Source organism: Maritimimonas rapanae (genome assembly GCF_057837205.1).
Genome location: NZ_JBYQFI010000001.1, coordinates 381,819 through 399,869 on the forward strand (window position 1 = coordinate 381,819; position 18,051 = coordinate 399,869).

Consider the following 18,051-nt stretch of genomic DNA (forward strand, 5'->3'; position numbering starts at 1 on the left):
GTATTCGCATATGCGAATATTTAAAAAGTAAATTTTAATCTTATTGAATCAAATTATGAAAAACATATTAAAAATAATATTAATTCTTATTCCTTTAATGGCTTCTTCGCAAGATGTTATTCGCGGAATGGCAATGATAAAAAATAAAGATGGTAAACATGCAGGTTTACCTGGAGCTACAGTATATTGGCTTGGTACAGAAGTAGGAACCATAACTAACGATAAAGGTTGGTTCACCATTAAGTATAAACCAGAATATAAAAAGTTGGTATTTAGCTATATTGGTTACCGAACAGATACTATTACTGTTAATGAACCTCGTGAGATTCATCATTTTATGAAAGAAGAAAGTGAATTAGATGAGGTTACAGTGCAAGCCGAAAAGAAAAATACAGCTGTCTCTTATTTACAATCTGCTAACATTGTTACTATTAATGAGGGCGAATTATTAAAGGCTGCTTGTTGCAATTTATCCGAAAGCTTTGAAACAAACCCATCTATTGATGTTAATTTTTCTGATGCTTTAACAGGAACTAAGCAAATCAAATTATTAGGATTAACCAGTCCCTATATATTAATTGCTCAAGAGAATATACCGAATGTTAGAGGCGCTTCACAAGCATTTGGTTTGACCTATACGCCTGGAACATGGATTGAGAGTATACAGATCACTAAGGGTGCAGGTTCGGTGGTTAATGGTTATGAAAGTATTGCTGGTCAAATCAATACTGAGTTAAAAAAACCACTACGTGATGATCGGTTATTTATCAATCTATACTCTTCACTAAACGGTAGGCAAGAGTTGAATACTCAGTTTAAGCAAAAAGTATCTGATAAGTGGAGTACAAGTTTGTTTATACATGGAAACCAACGAACCGCTGAAATTGATAAAAACGATGATAATTTTCTAGATATTCCTTTAGCAAAACAGATTAATATTATGAATCGTTGGCAGTACACAAATGCTAAAAAAGGTTTAGTGAGTTTTATCAATTTTAGATATTTAAAAGATGATAAGCAAACTGGTGATGTAGATTTTGATCCAGACATTAATAAGTTTACAACTACAAAATATGGTTCAGAAATCGACACCGAGCGTTTTGATGCTTCAGCTAAATTAGGTTATGTTTTTCCTGATACTCCATATCAAAGTGTAGGCTTTCAAATAGCATATAGTGGACATAATCAAGATTCGTATTTTGGATTTAATGAATATAATATCAATCATAAAAGTGTATATTCTAATGCCATTTTTAATTCTATTATAGGAAGCTCGTTACATAAATTCAAAACTGGTATAAGTTTTACTTATGATATGTACGATGAGTTTGTGAATATTCAAAATGCAGCTGCTGATTTTGAAAGAGACGAGAATTCAGTTGGTGGCTTCTTCGAATATTCTTACGATGATTTAGATAAGTTTAGCGTAGTTGCTGGTGTTCGTATAGATTTTCATAACCTTTTAGGAACTTTTGTAACACCTCGATTGCATTTGCGTTATGCTCCTTGGGAAAAGGGAGTATTAAGAGCTTCGGTTGGAAGAGGTAAGCGTAGCGCTAATATTTTTGCTGAAAATCAACGATTATTCGGTTCGTCTAGAAATCTAAACATCTTAAATACTACAGGTAAGATTTATGGATTAGACCCAGAGATTGCATGGAATTATGGAATTAGCTACTTGCAAGGATTCAATTTATTTGGTAAAAAAGCTGACTTAACATTAGATTTTTATAGCACTCAGTTTGAAAATCAAGTAGTTGTTGATGTGGATCAAAGTCCACAGCAACTATTGTTTTATAATTTAGAAGGAGATTCTTATTCAAACAATTTTCAGGCTCAGCTAAATTATGAATTGGCAAAAGGTATGGAAGTGCGATTTGCCTATAAATATTATGATGTAAAAACAAATTATCTTAAAGGAAAATTACAAAAACCATTATTACCTGAGCATCGCTTTTTTGCAAACATATCATACGAAACTGAACGTAAATTAAATGGAGCACAATGGCGTTTCGATTATACGTTTAATTGGTTAGGCGAACAGCGCTTGCCATTTACGGGTACAAATCCTATTGAAGATAGATTACCAGAATTTTCACCGAGTTATAGTTTAATGAATGCGCAAGTCGCTCGTGTGTTTTCCGACAAATTTGAAATATATGTTGGCGGAGAAAATTTAACAGGTTATATACAAGAAAATCCTATTTTAGCAAATAGCGATCCGTTTGGACCGAATTTTGATACCAGCATTGTGTATGCGCCGATATTAAAAAATATGTATTACGCAGGTTTACGTTTTAAAATTAAATAATATGAAAAAAATCATTTTTATACTTATAGCAATTATATCATTTACGCTTTCCGCGGAAGCTCAAAAGAAATCTAAAACCTCTAAAGTTAGATTTGAAGTAGATGGAGTTTGTTTAATGTGCAAAGACAGGATTGAAAAAGCATTGACTTTGACCAAAGGAGTAAAGTTTGCTTCTTGGAATGTAGATACAAAAGAGTTATATTGCATCTATAACAATAAAAAAACTTCGACATTAGAAATAAAAAAAGCTTTAGCTAAAGTAGGTCACGATACCAAAGAAGTTAAAGCCACACAAGAAGCATATGATAGTTTAGATGCTTGTTGTAGATATAGAGATGGTGAAGTTAAAAAACATCATTAACAATAAATAATTAAACCAAATGAAAAAATTAATTTTAGTATTAGCAGTTGTATGTTTTACAGCTTTTACGGTTACATCGTGTAAAAAGGATAAAAAGGAAGATATAAAAACTGAAGCTGAGGTAAAAGAAGAAGTTAAGGAAGAAGCAAAAGAAGTATTAGCTTCTAACGATGTGTTATATCAATGTCCGATGGATTGCGAAAAGGGTAAAAGTTACACAGAAGCTAGTACTTGCCCGGTTTGTAAAATGGATCTAAAAGAAAAGAAAGTTGAAATGCATAAAGATCACGAAGAAGGTGATGGGCATGATAAAGATTCGGTCAAATAAGGTTGAACAAAAATAGTTTAAAAATGCGGCAATAAGCCGCATTTTTAGTTTAATGAGTTGTTTAATTTTTCTAAAATCTGATTACAGCTTTCTATACTTTTTTGGGTAGAGGTTATTTTTAAACCTATAGCGCCAAACATACTTTGCATAATACTCTTTAATAGTTTTTCATTATCAAAGGCCTTTTCTTTTCGTCGAAATTTATCCATATCGATATTATAGATAAAATAATCAGCAATATATTCTTTACTAATATTTTCCATTCTATCATAATCTTGTTGTAGGCTACTATATTTTCTATAGTGTTCTTGTATAGAAGTTCTTAATTCGAAATTATTAATCAGCTTTAAATCTCCAGAATTCATAAGAGTTTGATGCGTGGTAGTTTTCGGGGAAAATTCAATTATTTGAGCTGTGTCGAAAAAATTCTTAATTAAAGCAGAATCTCTCTTAGGAAATGTAGGGTTAAAATATTTAAATGTACTTTTTATAATTTCTCTTTTGCATATAAGACTCTCTAAATTTTGTTCTAAATTCTTTTTGTCTGTCTCAATATCACTTTTTAAATTTTCAAGATATAACTTTTGTACTTTTTGATTCTGACTACTTTCAGAGCATTTATTTAAACTAAAAGCAATTGTAATGCCTATAATTACAATTAATATTTCCCCAAAAGTATATTGCCAGTTAATTTTTTTCATTTTAAAGGGTTGATTTTTATAAAGATATAAATATAGGACAAAAAAAACGCCGCATAATTTGCAGCGTTTAATTTTTATTTATAGAAGCTCTTGACTTACATCATACCTGGCATTCCACCACCCATTGGAGGCATACCAGCTACAGGAGCATCTTCTTTAATATCTACTAAAGCACATTCTGTAGTTAAGATCATACCAGCTACAGAAGCTGCATTTTCTAGTGCAATACGTGTTACTTTAGTTGGATCAATAATTCCAGCCTTTAGCATATTTACATACTCGTCAGTTTTGGCATTAAAACCAAAATCTTTTTTACCATCTAATACTTTAGCAACTACTACTGACCCTTCACTTCCTGCATTTTCGGCAATAATACGTAAAGGAGCCTCAATAGCACGAGCAATAATTTGAAGACCAGTTACTTCGTCTAAGTTATCAGTTGTAATTTTGGTAAGTACATCTTTAGCTCTAACCAAAGCAACACCACCACCAGCAACAATACCTTCTTCAACTGCAGCGCGTGTAGCATGTAATGCATCATCAACTCTATCTTTCTTTTCTTTCATTTCAACTTCAGAAGCTGCGCCAACATAAAGAACAGCAACACCACCAGCAAGTTTAGCTAGACGTTCTTGAAGCTTTTCTCTATCATAATCAGAAGTAGTTGTTTCTATTTGAGATTTAATCTGATTAACTCTTCCTTTAATATCTGCTTTTTTACCGTTACCATTTACAACTGTTGTGTTGTCTTTATCAATAGTAACTCTTTCTGCAACACCTAACATATCAATGGTAGTATTTTCTAAAGTAAATCCTCTTTCTTCAGAAATTACTGTACCACCAGTAAGGATCGCGATATCTTCTAGCATTGCTTTACGTCTATCGCCAAATCCTGGAGCCTTAACAGCAGCAATTTTTAGTGCGCCACGTAATTTGTTAACTACCAATGTAGCTAAAGCTTCGCCTTCTACATCTTCTGCAATAATTAATAAAGGCTTACCTGTTTGAGCAACTGGTTCAAGAACTGGTAATAAATCCTTCATCGCAGATATTTTTTTATCATACAATAAAATGTAAGGGCTTTCAAGATCGGTGATCATTTTTTCAGAATCAGTTACAAAGTAAGGAGATAAATATCCTCTATCGAACTGCATTCCTTCAACGATGTCTACATAAGTGTCAGTCCCTTTTGCTTCTTCAACCGTAATTACACCTTCTTTGCCCACTTTTTCAAAAGCTTGAGCGATTAGATCACCAACACTTTCATCATTATTAGCAGAGATAGATGCAACTTGTTTGATCTTATCAATTTTACTACCAACTACTTGTGATTGTTTTGCTAGATCAGTTACAATAGCACCAACAGCTTTGTCAATACCACGCTTTAAATCCATAGGATTTGCACCAGCAGCAACATTTTTTAATCCTTCTTTTACAATTGCTTGAGCAAGAACTGTAGCTGTAGTAGTACCGTCACCAGCAAGATCATTCGTTTTAGAAGCTACTTCTTTTACCATTTGAGCCCCCATATTTTCTAGAGCATCTTCTAGTTCAATTTCTTTAGCTACCGAAACTCCATCCTTAGTGATTGCTGGCCCGCCAAAAGCTTTACCAATTACCACATTACGACCTTTAGGTCCTAGAGTTACTTTTACAGCATTTGCTAATGCGTCTACACCACGTTTTAGTCCGTCACGTGCTTCTATATCAAATTTTATATCTTTTGCCATCTTTAATTTCTGTTTTGATTAATTCTAATATTATAAAATAGCGAAGATGTCGCTTTCTCTCATGATTAAATAGTCACCACCATCAAGTTTTAACTCAGTACCTGCATATTTTCCGTAAAGAACAGTATCGCCAACTTTTACTGTTGTTGGTTCGTCTTTAGTGCCTTTACCAACAGCTACAACTTTACCTTGTTGAGGTTTTTCTTTTGCAGAATCTGGAATATAAATTCCTGAAGCAGTTTTAGTCTCAGCAGCTAGAGGTTCTATAACAACTCTATCAGCTAATGGTTTGATTTTTATTTTACTCATCTTTTATTAGTTTATGTTAATTATAATCGAAGATTAATTTGCTAAAAGTGTGCCAACTCATAAAAAGTGACAAATTGTAATTTTTAACAGAAATAAAAAATGCCAACGTGTCATTTTCGTTGGCATTTTTTATTTCAAAATATAAAATATTTGAATTAGTTCGTTGAGTCTTGTTGAGAAGTTGTTTCACTTTGAACATCATTTAATGTTGGTACTTCATCAGTTACTTCTCTATCATTTATTGTATTTTCAATGGCTGAATTATTATCTACAGAATTTGCTCTAGGTATAGCAAAGTTTGACAATAAAATCAATGCAAATAATGCAATGGCCAACGTCCAAGTACTTCTATCTAAAAAGTTAGTTGTGCTTTGCACACCTCCGCCAAAACCTTGACTTCCTTGCCCTCCAAATGAAGATGATAACCCACCACCTTTAGGATTTTGTACCATCACTATTAAAATTAGCAATACCGCTACAATAATTATTAATATTAAAAATAATGTGTAAGACATGATTTATGAATTATTCTTTCTTAAAAATTTCACCGCTTTAATTCGGTCTGCAAAGAAACCACTTTTTTCTGGATATTTCAAACTTAATATTTTAAAAGCTTTTATAGCTTTTTCATACTTTTTTTGTTCCAAATATACACGAGCTAAAGTCTCTGTCATTAGCTCTTCATTTTCTGAAACACTATCTAATGATATATCAATTTTTTCTGATGATTTGCTTGGTTGAATTTTAGGTTTAGTTTCTAAAAATTGTTCAATTAGATCAAAATTTTTATTCTCTTTTTTCTCTTCTTCTTGTACAGGATTTTTTTGCTCAACTCTTTCTATAGGGCGAAAAGATGTTAGTTGTAACCATTCATTAAAAGAATGCTTTTCAGATTTGTCAAAATCAAGTGGCTGCCCAATTTGTAAACTTTCTAAAACGGGCTTTTTAACAGCTTCTGCTACTACAACATCATGCTCTACTTCAACAACCTCAAGATCTACAATTTCAGATTCTTGAATCAAATTATCTTCTTTTGCTTCTTTTCTTACAACATCTAATGTGTCTTGTGTAATGAAATCAAAAAGAACAGTACGATTAGTTGTATAAGCAGCTGTAGCTTTTAAAGCATTATTATATTTATAACTGCTTTGTTTCTTTAATCCTTTTAAATGTAAGACACGAGCTGCTTGAAAGTATGGATAATTTTCTAGTATATCTTCAACAGCATTAGTTTGCTCTTTCGTGATTTCGCAAGGCTGCTTTAATAGATATGTAAAATCTTCTAATTTCATACTACCATTTAGCAACAGATGCATTAAAAATATCTTGTGTTACGCGTTCAAAAATTTCATCTAGAGCGCCTTCTAAAACTGAACCTGTTAATTGTGCATTAGCATCAAAGTCCGAAAAGAATGAAAATGTTTTATCAAAATCATCTTCTGGTATAAGCTTATTAAAAAAACGAACCCTTATGCTAATGTTCAATCGGTTTTGAGCAGCAGTTTGTTCTGCCGTTGCACTTATAGGGATAATTCTATAATCTGTAATCTCACCTTCAAAATGTAAATCTCCACCTGATCTCACTAAATTTAAACTTGTTTGTCTCAAAAAAAGATCTTGTAGATCTTGTGTGAATTTTTGACTTAAAGTTGGCTCAACTAATGGAGCATTATTAGGAAAATAATCTATTTGTATAGTTTTAGCATCGCCGGTACTACCACCTGTAAAAGAATAAACCCCACACCCTGTTAAGATGAGTAATGTGAAGAATGAAATTAAAAAAGTAATTCTTTTCATTAGGGTATTTAGAAAATGAGAGTTAGCAAATAAACGACTAAACTAACTGATTTACAAATCGAACTGCTTTATTTTTCTATAAAGAGTTCTTTCAGAAATACCTAATTCTTTTGCAGCTAGTTTACGTTTGTTATTATTTCTCTCTAAAGCTTTTTTTATTAATTCAAATTCTTTTTCTTGTAGAGATAGGCTTTCTTCTACATCTTCTACATGCATATATCTATCTTCTTCTTGAAAGACATCATTCTTTTGAGCAGGAATAATTTCTACAAGATTATCTTCTTTATCATCAGAATCACCATAGATTTTTTGTATCAAACGTTGATTATCTTCTTTAACCTGAACAGAATTGCCGCTTTCCATCAATTCTAAAGTTAATTTCTTTAAATCGTTGATATCGTTTTTCATGTCGAATAATACTTTATAAAGTATTTCTCTTTCATTAGCAAAATCACTACTTGCACTGGTTGACTTATTATCAACTAGTGCAGGGAAATTTCCGCTATATTCAGGTAAATAATTTTTTAAAGTTTGTGCAGTAATAGTTCTATTTTGCTCAATAACAGAAATTTGCTCTGTAATATTTCTTAGTTGACGTATGTTTCCGCGCCAAGCATAATTCAGTAAAATTGTAATAGCCTCAGACTCTAATCTGATGGTTGGCATATTGTATTTCTGAGCGAAATCTGAAGCAAATTTTCTAAACAATAAATGAATGTCTTCTTTACGTTTTCTAAGCGCTGGTAAATGAATTTCAACAGTACTTAGTCTGTAATATAAATCTTCACGGAACTTTCCTTTTTGGATAGCCTCCATCATGTTCACATTGGTTGCAGCAACAATACGAACATTTGTTTTTTGAACTTTAGAAGAACCAACTTTAATAAATTCTCCATTTTCAAGAACACGTAATAAGCGTACTTGAGTAGTTAATGGTAATTCACCAACTTCATCAAGAAAAATAGTACCACCATCGGCAACTTCAAAATATCCGTTTCTTGTTTGAGTAGCTCCAGTAAAAGAACCTTTTTCATGGCCAAATAACTCACTGTCTATTGTTCCTTCTGGTATAGCACCACAGTTAACTGCAATATACTTTGCATGTTTTCTATGTGATAGTTGATGTACAATTTTTGGAATATTTTCTTTACCAACACCACTTTCGCCGGTAACCAATACAGAAATATCAGTTGGTGCTACTCTAGTTGCTTTTTCTAAAGCTCTATTTAGTAGTAAATCATTACCGATAATACCGAAACGTTGTTTTAAAGTTTGTAAGTTTTCCATATTAATTATTATCAGAATACCCAACAGCTTTACCTATTAAAGTAGCTGAAGTACAATCTTCAATTTTTACATTAACAAAATCACCTAATTTGTAACTTTCCTTAGGAAAAACCACAACGGTATTTTGCGTATTACGTCCTTTAAAATGAGCATCAGATTTTTTAGAAGTTCCCTCAACCAAGACTTCTTCAATTTTACCAACATGTTGTTTAGTTCTATAATGAGAATGTTCTTGTTGCAAAGCAATAATTTCAGCTAAACGCCTCTTTTTTATTGCTAACGGCACATCATCTTCAAATTTTTTAGCTGCTAATGTTCCAGGTCGTTCAGAATAGGCAAACATAAAACCGAAATCATATTTTACATGCTCCATCATAGATAATGTATCCTGATGATCTTCTTCTGTTTCACCACAAAACCCTGCAATCATATCTTGACTCAAAGCCATTTCTGGGATGATCTTATAGATGTTGTCGATCAGTTCTATATACTCCTCACGAGTATGCTGACGATTCATTGCTTTTAGTATCTTATTGCTACCACTTTGAACAGGTAGGTGAATATATTTACAAATATTTTGATGCTTAGCCATTACATGAATTACATCTAATGTCATATCCTGAGGATTTGATGTAGAAAAGCGAAAGCGCATTTTTGGAAACTCAGTAGCACACATATCTAATAATTGTGCAAAGTTTACAGCAGTAGCTTTAGCAATATCAGAAGCATTTTTAAAATCTTTTTTAAGTCCACCACCATACCATAAGTAGCTATCTACATTTTGACCTAATAAAGTAATTTCTTTAAAATTCTTCTCATGCATCTCTCGTATTTCCTCTAAAATACTTTTTGGGTCTCGACTACGTTCACGACCTCTAGTAAATGGTACTACACAAAATGTACACATATTGTCGCATCCTCTTGTAATAGAAACAAAAGCAGATACTCCGTTAGAGTTTAAGCGAACGGGAGAAACGTCTCCATAGGTTTCATCTTTAGAAAGTATAACATTTACAGCATCGCGACCAGCTTCTACTTCTTCTACTAAATTAGGTAAATCGCGATATGCGTCAGGGCCAACTACCAAATCAACAATTTTCTCTTCTTCTAAAAATTTTGCTTTTAGGCGTTCTGCCATACAACCTAGCACACCAACTTTCATTGATGGATTGATCTCTTTTACTTTATTATAATATTGTAAGCGTTTACGAACAGTTTGTTCTGCCTTATCTCTAATTGAGCAAGTATTTACTAAAACTAGATCGGCATCTTCTAGTTGTTGAGTAGTATTAAAACCTTCTTTAGCTAAAATTGATGCTACAATTTCACTATCGTTCATATTCATTTGGCACCCATAGCTCTCAATAAATAGTTTTCTACTATTTCCTTCAACCTTATCCGTAATTAAAGCTTTACCTTGCTTTTGCTCTTCTATAACTTTCTCTACACTCATTAGTTAAAAATGGGATGCAAATATACAACCAATTTCTAAAAAATATGACAAAATGACAGCGTAATATTTTGTTAAAAACTAGCGAAAAAATTGATTGGGAATTATGCTCAATAATCTTAATAAAAAAATTCTATATACTTTTGCAATCCAAAATTATTGCTCCATTGTAGTGATTTTGTCAATTAAGACTACTTATTATATTAAGAAATATGGCAAAAAATTTAGTAATTGTTGAGTCACCTGCTAAGGCAAAAACTATTGAGAAATTTTTAGGAAAAGATTTTCAAGTTGAATCTAGTTTTGGACACATTGCAGATCTTCCTTCAAAAGAATTAGGGATTAATGTCGATGGAGATTTTAAGCCTAGTTATGAGGTTTCTACAGATAAAAAAGCTGTGGTTAAAAAATTAAAAGACTTAGCTAAAAAAGCTGACACGGTTTGGTTAGCCAGTGATGAAGATAGGGAAGGAGAGGCTATAGCGTGGCACTTATACGAGCAATTAAAATTGAGTGATGATAAAACAAAGCGTATCGTTTTTCATGAAATTACTAAGAAAGCCATTTTAAATGCTGTTGAGAACCCGAGAAGTATCAATTATAATTTAGTAAATGCGCAACAAGCTCGTCGTGTATTAGATAGATTGGTAGGTTATGAATTATCTCCTGTATTATGGCGTAAAGTAAAAGGAGGTCTTTCTGCTGGTAGAGTCCAGTCTGTTGCTGTAAGATTAATTGTTGAACGTGAGCGACAAATAGAAGATTTTAATGCTGAGGCATCTTATAGAATTGATGCTGAATTTACAAATAGTAATGGTAAGAAGTTTAAAGCTAAACTTCCTAAAAATTTTAAGACAAGAGCTGAAGCTGAGAGTTTTTTAAATTCATGTATAAATGCCGATTTTAAAGTTGCTGACTTACAAACAAAACCAGCTAAAAAATCCCCTGCAGCACCTTTTACAACATCTACTTTACAGCAAGAAGCTGCTCGTAAATTATTTTTTCCAGTAGGGAAAACGATGACGATAGCGCAGCGTTTATATGAAGCAGGTTTGATTACCTATATGAGAACAGATAGCGTTAATCTCTCTGATGACGCTAAAAATGCAGCTAAACAAGAAATTATTGACTCTTATGGAGAACAATACAGCGCTCCAAGAAATTATAAATCTAAAGCAAAAGGAGCTCAAGAGGCTCACGAAGCTGTAAGACCTACCAATATGAGTCGTCATAATGTGTCGGTTGATTATGACCAAGACCGTTTATATAGTTTGATTTGGAAACGAACTATTGCTTCTCAAATGAGTGAAGCTAAATTAGAACGTACTAATGTTAAAATTTCTAATAATATTAATGGAGAAATTTTGACTGCTAATGGAGAGGTAATAACATTTGATGGTTTTCTAAAAGTTTATTTAGAAGGTACAGATATAGAAGATGAAGAGCAAGCAGGAATGTTACCAAAACTTTCGGTTAATGAACAAATTGAAAATAATTTTATTACTGCAACAGAAAGATATTCAAGACCACCTGCAAGGTTCACCGAAGCTTCTTTAGTGAAGCGATTAGAAGAACTAGGTATCGGCCGTCCTTCTACATACGCACCAACAATTTCTACTATTCAACGTAGAGAGTATATTGAAAAAGGAATGGTTGAGGGTAAAGAAAGACAGTACACACAAATAACACTAAGTAATAATTCGGTTTCTGATAAGGTTTTATCTGAAAAAGTTGGAGCTGATAAAGGAAAGTTAGTCCCTACAGATATAGGAAAAATTGTAAATGATTTTTTAGTAGAAAATTTTTCTACAATATTAGATTTCGGATTCACGGCAAAAGTAGAAGAAGATTTTGATGAAATTGCTAAGGGTAAAGAGAATTGGACCGAAATGATCAAGGATTTTTATACAGATTTTCACCCTAATGTAGAAGAAGTTTCTCAAAATGCTGAAAGAGCTAAAGGTGAGCGATTACTAGGAATTGATCCTGAAAGTGGTAAAAATGTATATGCACGCTTAGGTCGTTTTGGAGCAATGGTTCAGATTGGTGAAGCAACCGATGAAGAAAAACCAAAATTTGCTAGTCTTCAAGGTGAACAAACATTAAGTAGTATCTCATTTGAAGAAGCAATGGATTTGTTCAAATTGCCTAAGACATTAGGAGAATATGAAAGTAATGAGGTTGTAGTTGCTAATGGTCGATTTGGTCCTTATGTGCGTTTTGATAAGATGTTCGTATCCTTAGATAAAGGAGAAAACCCTATGTCTGTTGATCTAGATAGAGCCATCGAATTAATAAAAGCTAAGCAACAAGCTGATGCCCCAATAGCAGAATATCAAAATATGCCTGTGCAAAAAGGTGTTGGTCGTTTTGGACCATTTATTAAATGGAACGAAATGTTTATCAATGTGAATAGAAAATATGATTTTGATAATCTTTCACAATCTGATATTGTAGAATTAATCCAAGATAAACTACAAAAAGAAAAAGATAAGATAATCCATAATTGGGAATCAGAAGGGATTCGTGTGGAAAAAGCACGTTGGGGGCGTTTTAATATTATAAAAGGAAAAACAAAAATAGAATTACCTAAAACTACTAAAGCTGAGAAATTGACTTTAGAAGAAGTTAAAGAAATAATAGAGAAAAAGACTCCGAAGAAAAAAACTACAAAAAGAAAGGCCTCCACTAAAAAATAATGTTACTTTTTATTTTAGTTTTGTGCTTTACTATTTTTTAATCTATGAGTTTAGAAACCCTCTTACCAATTGATGAAGCTGTAGTTGCTCATACTACATTACTTACTGAGCAAACGATAGGTAAGGTTATCGAAATTCATTCGAAGCAAAATGGACTTCCAGAAATCGAAAATGCGCAACTAGCTATTATTGGTGTATCAGAAGATCGCAATGCAGTTGATAATATTGGCACAGGCAATGATCTTAGTTTGTTAAGAAAAAATCTATACCAATTATATGTTGGTAATTGGTTCGCTAAAATTATTGATTTAGGCAATCTTGAAAAAGGTGAAACTGTAGAAGACACCTATTTTGCTCTTCAAGAAATATTAACTGAGATAATAAAGAAAGGAGTTATACCTATTATTATAGGAGGCGGTCAAGATTTAACGTATGCTAACTATCGTGCTTACGATAAATTAGAGCAAACAGTTAACCTAGCAGTTGTTGATAGTAAATTTGATTTAGGAAATCTAGAGGATGATATTTCTTCACAATCTTATTTAAGTAAGATAATTATGGAGAAACCTAATAATCTTTTCAACTTTAGTAATATAGGCTATCAAACTTTTTTTAATTCACAAGACGAAATAGAATTATTAGATAAACTTCATTTTGATATTTATAGATTAGGTGAAGTAGCTAACAATGTAAAAATTGTTGAGCCTATTATGCGAGATTCAGATATTGTTAGCATTGACTTAGGTGCTATACGCAGAACAGAAGCGCCAGCAAATAATAATGCAGTACCAAATGGTTTTTATGGTGAACCTATTTGCTCTATATCTAGATATGCGGGTATTAGTGATAAGGTTTCATCTTTTGGTATTTATGAATATAATGCCAAGTTTGATGAGCAAGATCAAACTGCACAACTCATAGCACAAATAATATGGTATTTTATTGAAGGATATAATTTCAGAACAAATGAATATCCTTTTACTTCAAAACAAGACTACAAAAAGTACATAGTCCCTATAGAAGACACTACGATTAATTTCTTTAAAAGTAATAAGAGTGATCGTTGGTGGATGGAGGTACAACACGAGAATAATAAATTCCAAAAACGTACGTTAATCCCTTGTACGTATCAAGATTACTTGAGAGCGGGTAAACAAGTTTTTCCAGAAAGATGGTGGAAAACTTTTAGAAAATTAAACTAGTAATACACTAAAGCTAATTTTTTCACGTTCTTAAAGTGATCTCGAAGCAAAAATTCAGATCATTTTAACTTAAAAAGTTTTATTAAAAACGAGTAATAGTACCCCTTAACGGGATTATAAATTTACATTTATGAAAAAATTAACCGTATACTTTTTACTAGCCGTTACAGTAATATTATCCAGTTGTAAGTCTGGAGACAGAGGTGAGTTGGTAGGTGTTCGATCTAAAAAGAAATTCTTTCCAGAAAAGCCATTGGGTATGACATTGATTCCTGGTGGAGCTTTTACTATGGGTAAAGAGGAAGAAGATGTTGCAGGAGCATTAAATGCACCAACAAGAACTGTAACTGTAAATCCATTTTATATGGACGAAACAGAAATTACAAATGCAGAATATAGAGAATTTGTAGTAAGAGTTAGAGACTCAGTTTTAAGAACGCAATTAGCATTACTTGCTGAAGAGCAAGGTTTTGGTGCTGAAAGTGCAGACATAGAAGGAGGAGCTCAAACTAGTGGAGGTGGAGAAGGTATTCAAAAATATAAATTCGCAGAACCAGATACCACTGCCAACGTATATTATAAATATATGATGGATAACTATGGTAGTTTAGGTGACTTAAATTCTCCTACAGAGGGTAAGGCATTAAACTGGGATGCTGATTTAGTTTGGAATGTAAATGAATATCCTGATGAGTATTATGCTGAAGCTATGGATAGTTTATATGCTCCAATTTCAGAATCATACGATGGTAGAAGAACCATTAATACTAAAAAGTTAAAGTATTTGTACTTTACTTTTGATAGAGAAGCTGCTGCTCGCAAAAGAGGTGGTAACAGAAAAGATTTTATTAAAAAGAATTTAGTTGAGGTATATCCAGACACTACTGTATGGGTAAAAGATTTCAATTACTCTTATAATGACCCTATGCACCAAGATTATTTCTGGCATCAAGCATATAATGATTATCCAGTTGTGGGTGTAAAATGGGAACAAGCAAAAGCATTTTGTGACTATAGAACACAAAAGAAGAATAAGTTTTTATCCAATACTAAAAATGGAGGTAAAATACCAAGTTTTAGACTACCAACTGAAGCTGAGTGGGAGTATGCTGCTCGTGGAGGTCTAGAGTATGCTAAATATCCTTGGGGTGGTCCTTATACATATAGCGATAGAGGATGCTTCTTAGCAAACTTTAAACCAGAAAGAGGTGACTATGCAATAGATGGTGCTTTATATACTATGGAAGCTAAATCATTTACACCAAACGACTATGGTTTGTATAATATGGCTGGTAATGTTTCGGAATGGACGAACACAGCTTACAATCCATCATCATATTACTTAGGTTCAACTATGAATCCTAACGTAAATGACGCTACTAACCTACGTAAAGTAATTAGAGGTGGTTCATGGAAAGATGTGGCATATTTCTTGGAAGTAAGTACTCGTGATTATGAGTATGGAGATTCAGCAAGAAGTTACATCGGTTTTAGAACTGTACAAGATTATTTAGGAACCAAAATGAAAGATAAAAAATAATCCTATAAGTAGGAATTTCTTAAAGAGAATTGTTCTACTCAAGGGAAAAAGAATAAAAATTAAATTAACCCTAATAAACATTAACCCAAAACTTAAAATTAAAAATTATGGCACAATCACACAAAAGTAAAAAACTAATGAACATGGCCTACGGCCTTGGAGCTGCAGTAGTATTAATTGGAGCATTATTTAAAATCTTACACTATAGCATCGGACCATTAACTGGTGGTGTAATGTTAACTATTGGTCTTGTAACTGAGGCATTTATTTTCGTAATTTCAGCTTTTGAACCTGTTGAAGAAGATTTAGATTGGTCTTTAGTATATCCTGAGTTAGCTGGCGGAGAAGCTGGTGAGAAAGGTATGAATGGAGAAGGACTTTCTGATAAGTTAGATTCAATGTTAGCAGAAGCAAATTTAGATTCAGAAAAAATGGGTCGTCTTGCTACAAGTATAGAAAGTTTTGCAGATGCTGCTTCAAATATTGAGCCTGCTGCAAATTCTGTAGCCGCTACAAACAAGTATAGTGAGCAATTATCATTGGCTGCTACTCAAATGGAGTCTTTGAATAGTTTATATAAAGTACAGTATGATAGCGCAGAGCGTCAAGCTCAAATGAGTGATGCTGTTGCTGAGAATACTGAGAGATTAAAAGATCAAATGGAATCTTTAGCTACGAACTTATCTTCATTAAATGGAGTATATGGCGGTATGTTGTCTGCAATGTCAAATAATAGAGCTTAATTAAGGCTTAACTAACCGAAACTTTAACCCTTAAAATCTATTAAAAATGGCAGGAGGCAAATTATCACCAAGGCAGAAGATGATTAACTTGATGTATTTGGTATTTATTGCGATGTTAGCAATGAATATGTCAAAACAAGTTTTATCAGCTTTTGGCTTCATGAACGAAAAACTGACGGATGCTAATGCAACGTCAGAGACAAGAAACGTTGCAACTTATGCAAGTTTAGCGACGAAAGCTGAAGATCAACCAGAGAAGTATAAATCTCATAATGAGAGAGCACAACAAGTGCAAGCTTTATCAATTGATTTTAACAATCACCTTGAAAAAATGAAATCGGCTCTAGTAGAAGGTATTGAAGATCCTACTAATTATGAGTCAATGGATAGTGAAGATAAAGGTAATACCTACTTTTTTGAAGGTGAGAACCTTACAGCAGATGGTCAAGCATTTGTAGATAAAGTTAATAATTATCGAACAAAAGTTTCAGAACTTTTAGGTAAGGATTATAAAGAAATTGTAGATAATGTAAATAAGCGTTTTGATACTTCTGATCAAGAAATAGAAGACGGTACACAACCATGGATAAACAATCGTTACGAAGGTTTTCCATTAATTACTACGATTACTAACATATCGCAAATGCAAGCAGATGTTAAGGCTACTGAAAATGAAATGTTGACTTCAATGGTTCAAGGTCAGTTAGAAAGTGATGTTTCTATGAAACATTACACTACAATCTTAGTACCTGAAACACCAGCTACTCTGCAAGGTAACAACTTTAAAGGTAAAGTAGTATTAGGTAAATATGATGCTACATTAAAACCTCATAAAGTAATTATAAACGGTAAAGAGATTACTAACATCGAAGGTGGTGGAGCTGTATTAGATTTCCCAGCTGGTAATGTTGGTGAGAATGACATTAAAGGTGAATTTATTTTTAAAGAAGGAGATTCTCTAGTTAGCTTACCAATTAATCAAACTTATGCTGTAGTTGCTAAGCCTAATAGCGCTGTAATTTCTGCAGATAAAATGAATGTTGTATATAGAGGTGTACAAAACCCTATTACTATATCTATGCCTGGTGTACCAGATAATGCTGTAAAAGCAACTGCTGCTGGTTTACGTAAAGTAAAAGGAATTGGTAAATATATGATGAGTCCTGGTAAAGGTAGAGAGGTTAAGATAAACGTGTCTGCTAAATTACCAGATGGCACTCCTGTAACTTCAGGTCAAACTTTCAGAATTAAAGATATTCCTGCTCCAGCTGCAACAGCTAGAAATGAGTATGGTGTAATTAAAATGCCTAAGACTACGTTACAAAAAGTAACTATTGGTGCAACGTTACCAGATTTTGTGTTCGATCTTAATTTGAATGTATCTGGCTTTAGTGTAAAAGTACCTGGTTCGCCAACTGTAATAGTAAAAGGTAGAAAATTTAATGCTGCTGCTATTAGAGCTTTAGGTAAAGCAAGAAAAGGAGATATGGTTACAATATTTGATGTGAAGGCATCGTTACAAGGTAACAGCGGATATTACTTAAAGAAAGTGAATCCTTTGAGTATACAAATTAAATAATAAGAAGTAATATT

At 32.7% G+C, this 18,051-nt stretch carries 16 protein-coding genes; 8 read left to right on the forward strand and 8 right to left on the reverse strand.

Features of this window, described 5'->3' with window-relative positions; all coding sequences use genetic code 11:
* Positions 1–55: 55 nt before the first annotated feature.
* From AC3IF2_RS01780 to AC3IF2_RS01790, 3 genes are read left to right on the forward strand one after another with little or no spacing between them, the layout of a single operon-like run.
* Positions 56–2,311, forward strand: coding sequence for a TonB-dependent receptor (locus AC3IF2_RS01780; RefSeq protein WP_489165294.1), 2,256 nt, complete (start codon positions 56–58; stop codon positions 2,309–2,311).
* Position 2,312: 1 nt separating this feature from the next.
* Positions 2,313–2,672 carry a heavy-metal-associated domain-containing protein gene (locus AC3IF2_RS01785; protein WP_489165295.1) on the forward strand — a complete coding sequence of 120 codons (360 nt, stop codon included), beginning with the start codon at positions 2,313–2,315 and terminating at the stop codon, positions 2,670–2,672.
* 19 nt (positions 2,673–2,691) lie between these two features.
* The gene (locus AC3IF2_RS01790) at positions 2,692–3,000 is read left to right on the forward strand and encodes a heavy metal-binding domain-containing protein (RefSeq protein WP_489165296.1); all 309 of its coding nucleotides are present in this window, start codon (positions 2,692–2,694) and stop codon (positions 2,998–3,000) included.
* 44 nt (positions 3,001–3,044) lie between these two features.
* Here AC3IF2_RS01790 and AC3IF2_RS01795 read toward each other — a convergent pair whose 3' ends face one another.
* The 8 genes from AC3IF2_RS01795 to miaB all read right to left on the reverse strand — a co-directional run bounded on the left by AC3IF2_RS01795 (position 3,045) and on the right by miaB (position 10,277).
* Positions 3,045–3,701 carry a DUF6090 family protein gene (locus AC3IF2_RS01795; protein ID WP_489165297.1) on the reverse strand — a complete coding sequence of 219 codons (657 nt, stop codon included), beginning with the start codon at positions 3,699–3,701 and terminating at the stop codon, positions 3,045–3,047.
* 95 nt (positions 3,702–3,796) lie between these two features.
* Complete coding sequence (gene groL / locus AC3IF2_RS01800) at positions 3,797–5,431, reverse strand: chaperonin GroEL (protein ID WP_489165298.1); 1,635 nt, start codon at positions 5,429–5,431, stop codon at positions 3,797–3,799.
* Between the two features lie 30 nt (positions 5,432–5,461).
* Positions 5,462–5,740, reverse strand: a complete 279-nt coding sequence (locus AC3IF2_RS01805; RefSeq protein WP_480195456.1) for a co-chaperone GroES — start codon at positions 5,738–5,740, stop codon at positions 5,462–5,464.
* 155 nt (positions 5,741–5,895) lie between these two features.
* Entirely contained in the window at positions 5,896–6,255 is a 360-nt protein-coding gene (gene secG / locus AC3IF2_RS01810; protein ID WP_489165299.1) for a preprotein translocase subunit SecG, read from the reverse strand.
* Positions 6,256–6,258: 3 nt separating this feature from the next.
* Positions 6,259–7,032 (reverse strand): DUF8458 domain-containing protein, encoded by a 774-nt coding sequence (locus AC3IF2_RS01815; RefSeq protein WP_489165300.1) that lies wholly within the window; start codon positions 7,030–7,032, stop codon positions 6,259–6,261.
* 1 nt (position 7,033) lies between these two features.
* On the reverse strand, positions 7,034–7,537 hold the full coding sequence (locus AC3IF2_RS01820; protein ID WP_489165301.1) for an LptE family protein: 504 nt from the start codon (positions 7,535–7,537) through the stop codon (positions 7,034–7,036).
* Positions 7,538–7,588: 51 nt separating this feature from the next.
* A complete protein-coding gene (locus AC3IF2_RS01825) occupies positions 7,589–8,824 on the reverse strand; it encodes a sigma-54 interaction domain-containing protein (RefSeq protein ID WP_489165302.1) in 1,236 nt (411 codons plus the stop codon).
* 1 nt (position 8,825) lies between these two features.
* Positions 8,826–10,277 (reverse strand): tRNA (N6-isopentenyl adenosine(37)-C2)-methylthiotransferase MiaB, encoded by a 1,452-nt coding sequence (gene miaB, locus AC3IF2_RS01830; protein ID WP_489165303.1) that lies wholly within the window; start codon positions 10,275–10,277, stop codon positions 8,826–8,828.
* 209 nt (positions 10,278–10,486) lie between these two features.
* Between miaB and topA the strand changes: the two genes are divergently transcribed.
* From topA to porM, 5 genes are all read left to right on the forward strand, one after another.
* On the forward strand, positions 10,487–12,973 hold the full coding sequence (topA, locus tag AC3IF2_RS01835; protein ID WP_489165304.1) for a type I DNA topoisomerase: 2,487 nt from the start codon (positions 10,487–10,489) through the stop codon (positions 12,971–12,973).
* Positions 12,974–13,017: 44 nt separating this feature from the next.
* Positions 13,018–14,175: a formimidoylglutamase gene (locus tag AC3IF2_RS01840; RefSeq protein ID WP_489165305.1), complete on the forward strand. Its 1,158-nt coding sequence runs from the start codon at positions 13,018–13,020 to the stop codon at positions 14,173–14,175.
* Positions 14,176–14,305: 130 nt separating this feature from the next.
* Positions 14,306–15,715, forward strand: a complete 1,410-nt coding sequence (gene porK / locus AC3IF2_RS01845) for a T9SS ring complex lipoprotein PorK/GldK (protein ID WP_489165306.1) — start codon at positions 14,306–14,308, stop codon at positions 15,713–15,715.
* 107 nt (positions 15,716–15,822) lie between these two features.
* On the forward strand, positions 15,823–16,458 hold the full coding sequence (porL, locus tag AC3IF2_RS01850) for a type IX secretion system motor protein PorL/GldL (RefSeq protein ID WP_489165307.1): 636 nt from the start codon (positions 15,823–15,825) through the stop codon (positions 16,456–16,458).
* Between the two features lie 46 nt (positions 16,459–16,504).
* Positions 16,505–18,037, forward strand: coding sequence for a type IX secretion system motor protein PorM/GldM (gene porM / locus AC3IF2_RS01855; protein ID WP_489165308.1), 1,533 nt, complete (start codon positions 16,505–16,507; stop codon positions 18,035–18,037).
* Positions 18,038–18,051: the final 14 nt, after the last annotated feature.

Excerpts from the sequence above, each read along its gene's own strand:
- AC3IF2_RS01780 (WP_489165294.1), top strand. The coding sequence starts at position 56 with ATGAAAAACATATTAAAAATAATATTAATTCTTATTCCTTTAATGGCT.
- AC3IF2_RS01785 (WP_489165295.1), top strand. The coding sequence starts at position 2,313 with ATGAAAAAAATCATTTTTATACTTATAGCAATTATATCATTTACGCTT.
- AC3IF2_RS01790 (WP_489165296.1), top strand. The coding sequence starts at position 2,692 with ATGAAAAAATTAATTTTAGTATTAGCAGTTGTATGTTTTACAGCTTTT.
- AC3IF2_RS01795 (WP_489165297.1), bottom strand. The coding sequence starts at position 3,701 with ATGAAAAAAATTAACTGGCAATATACTTTTGGGGAAATATTAATTGTA.
- groL (WP_489165298.1), bottom strand. The coding sequence starts at position 5,431 with ATGGCAAAAGATATAAAATTTGATATAGAAGCACGTGACGGACTAAAA.
- AC3IF2_RS01805 (WP_480195456.1), bottom strand. The coding sequence starts at position 5,740 with ATGAGTAAAATAAAAATCAAACCATTAGCTGATAGAGTTGTTATAGAA.
- secG (WP_489165299.1), bottom strand. The coding sequence starts at position 6,255 with ATGTCTTACACATTATTTTTAATATTAATAATTATTGTAGCGGTATTG.
- AC3IF2_RS01815 (WP_489165300.1), bottom strand. The coding sequence starts at position 7,032 with ATGAAATTAGAAGATTTTACATATCTATTAAAGCAGCCTTGCGAAATC.
- AC3IF2_RS01820 (WP_489165301.1), bottom strand. The coding sequence starts at position 7,537 with ATGAAAAGAATTACTTTTTTAATTTCATTCTTCACATTACTCATCTTA.
- AC3IF2_RS01825 (WP_489165302.1), bottom strand. The coding sequence starts at position 8,824 with ATGGAAAACTTACAAACTTTAAAACAACGTTTCGGTATTATCGGTAAT.
- miaB (WP_489165303.1), bottom strand. The coding sequence starts at position 10,277 with ATGAGTGTAGAGAAAGTTATAGAAGAGCAAAAGCAAGGTAAAGCTTTA.
- topA (WP_489165304.1), top strand. The coding sequence starts at position 10,487 with ATGGCAAAAAATTTAGTAATTGTTGAGTCACCTGCTAAGGCAAAAACT.
- AC3IF2_RS01840 (WP_489165305.1), top strand. The coding sequence starts at position 13,018 with ATGAGTTTAGAAACCCTCTTACCAATTGATGAAGCTGTAGTTGCTCAT.
- porK (WP_489165306.1), top strand. The coding sequence starts at position 14,306 with ATGAAAAAATTAACCGTATACTTTTTACTAGCCGTTACAGTAATATTA.
- porL (WP_489165307.1), top strand. The coding sequence starts at position 15,823 with ATGGCACAATCACACAAAAGTAAAAAACTAATGAACATGGCCTACGGC.
- porM (WP_489165308.1), top strand. The coding sequence starts at position 16,505 with ATGGCAGGAGGCAAATTATCACCAAGGCAGAAGATGATTAACTTGATG.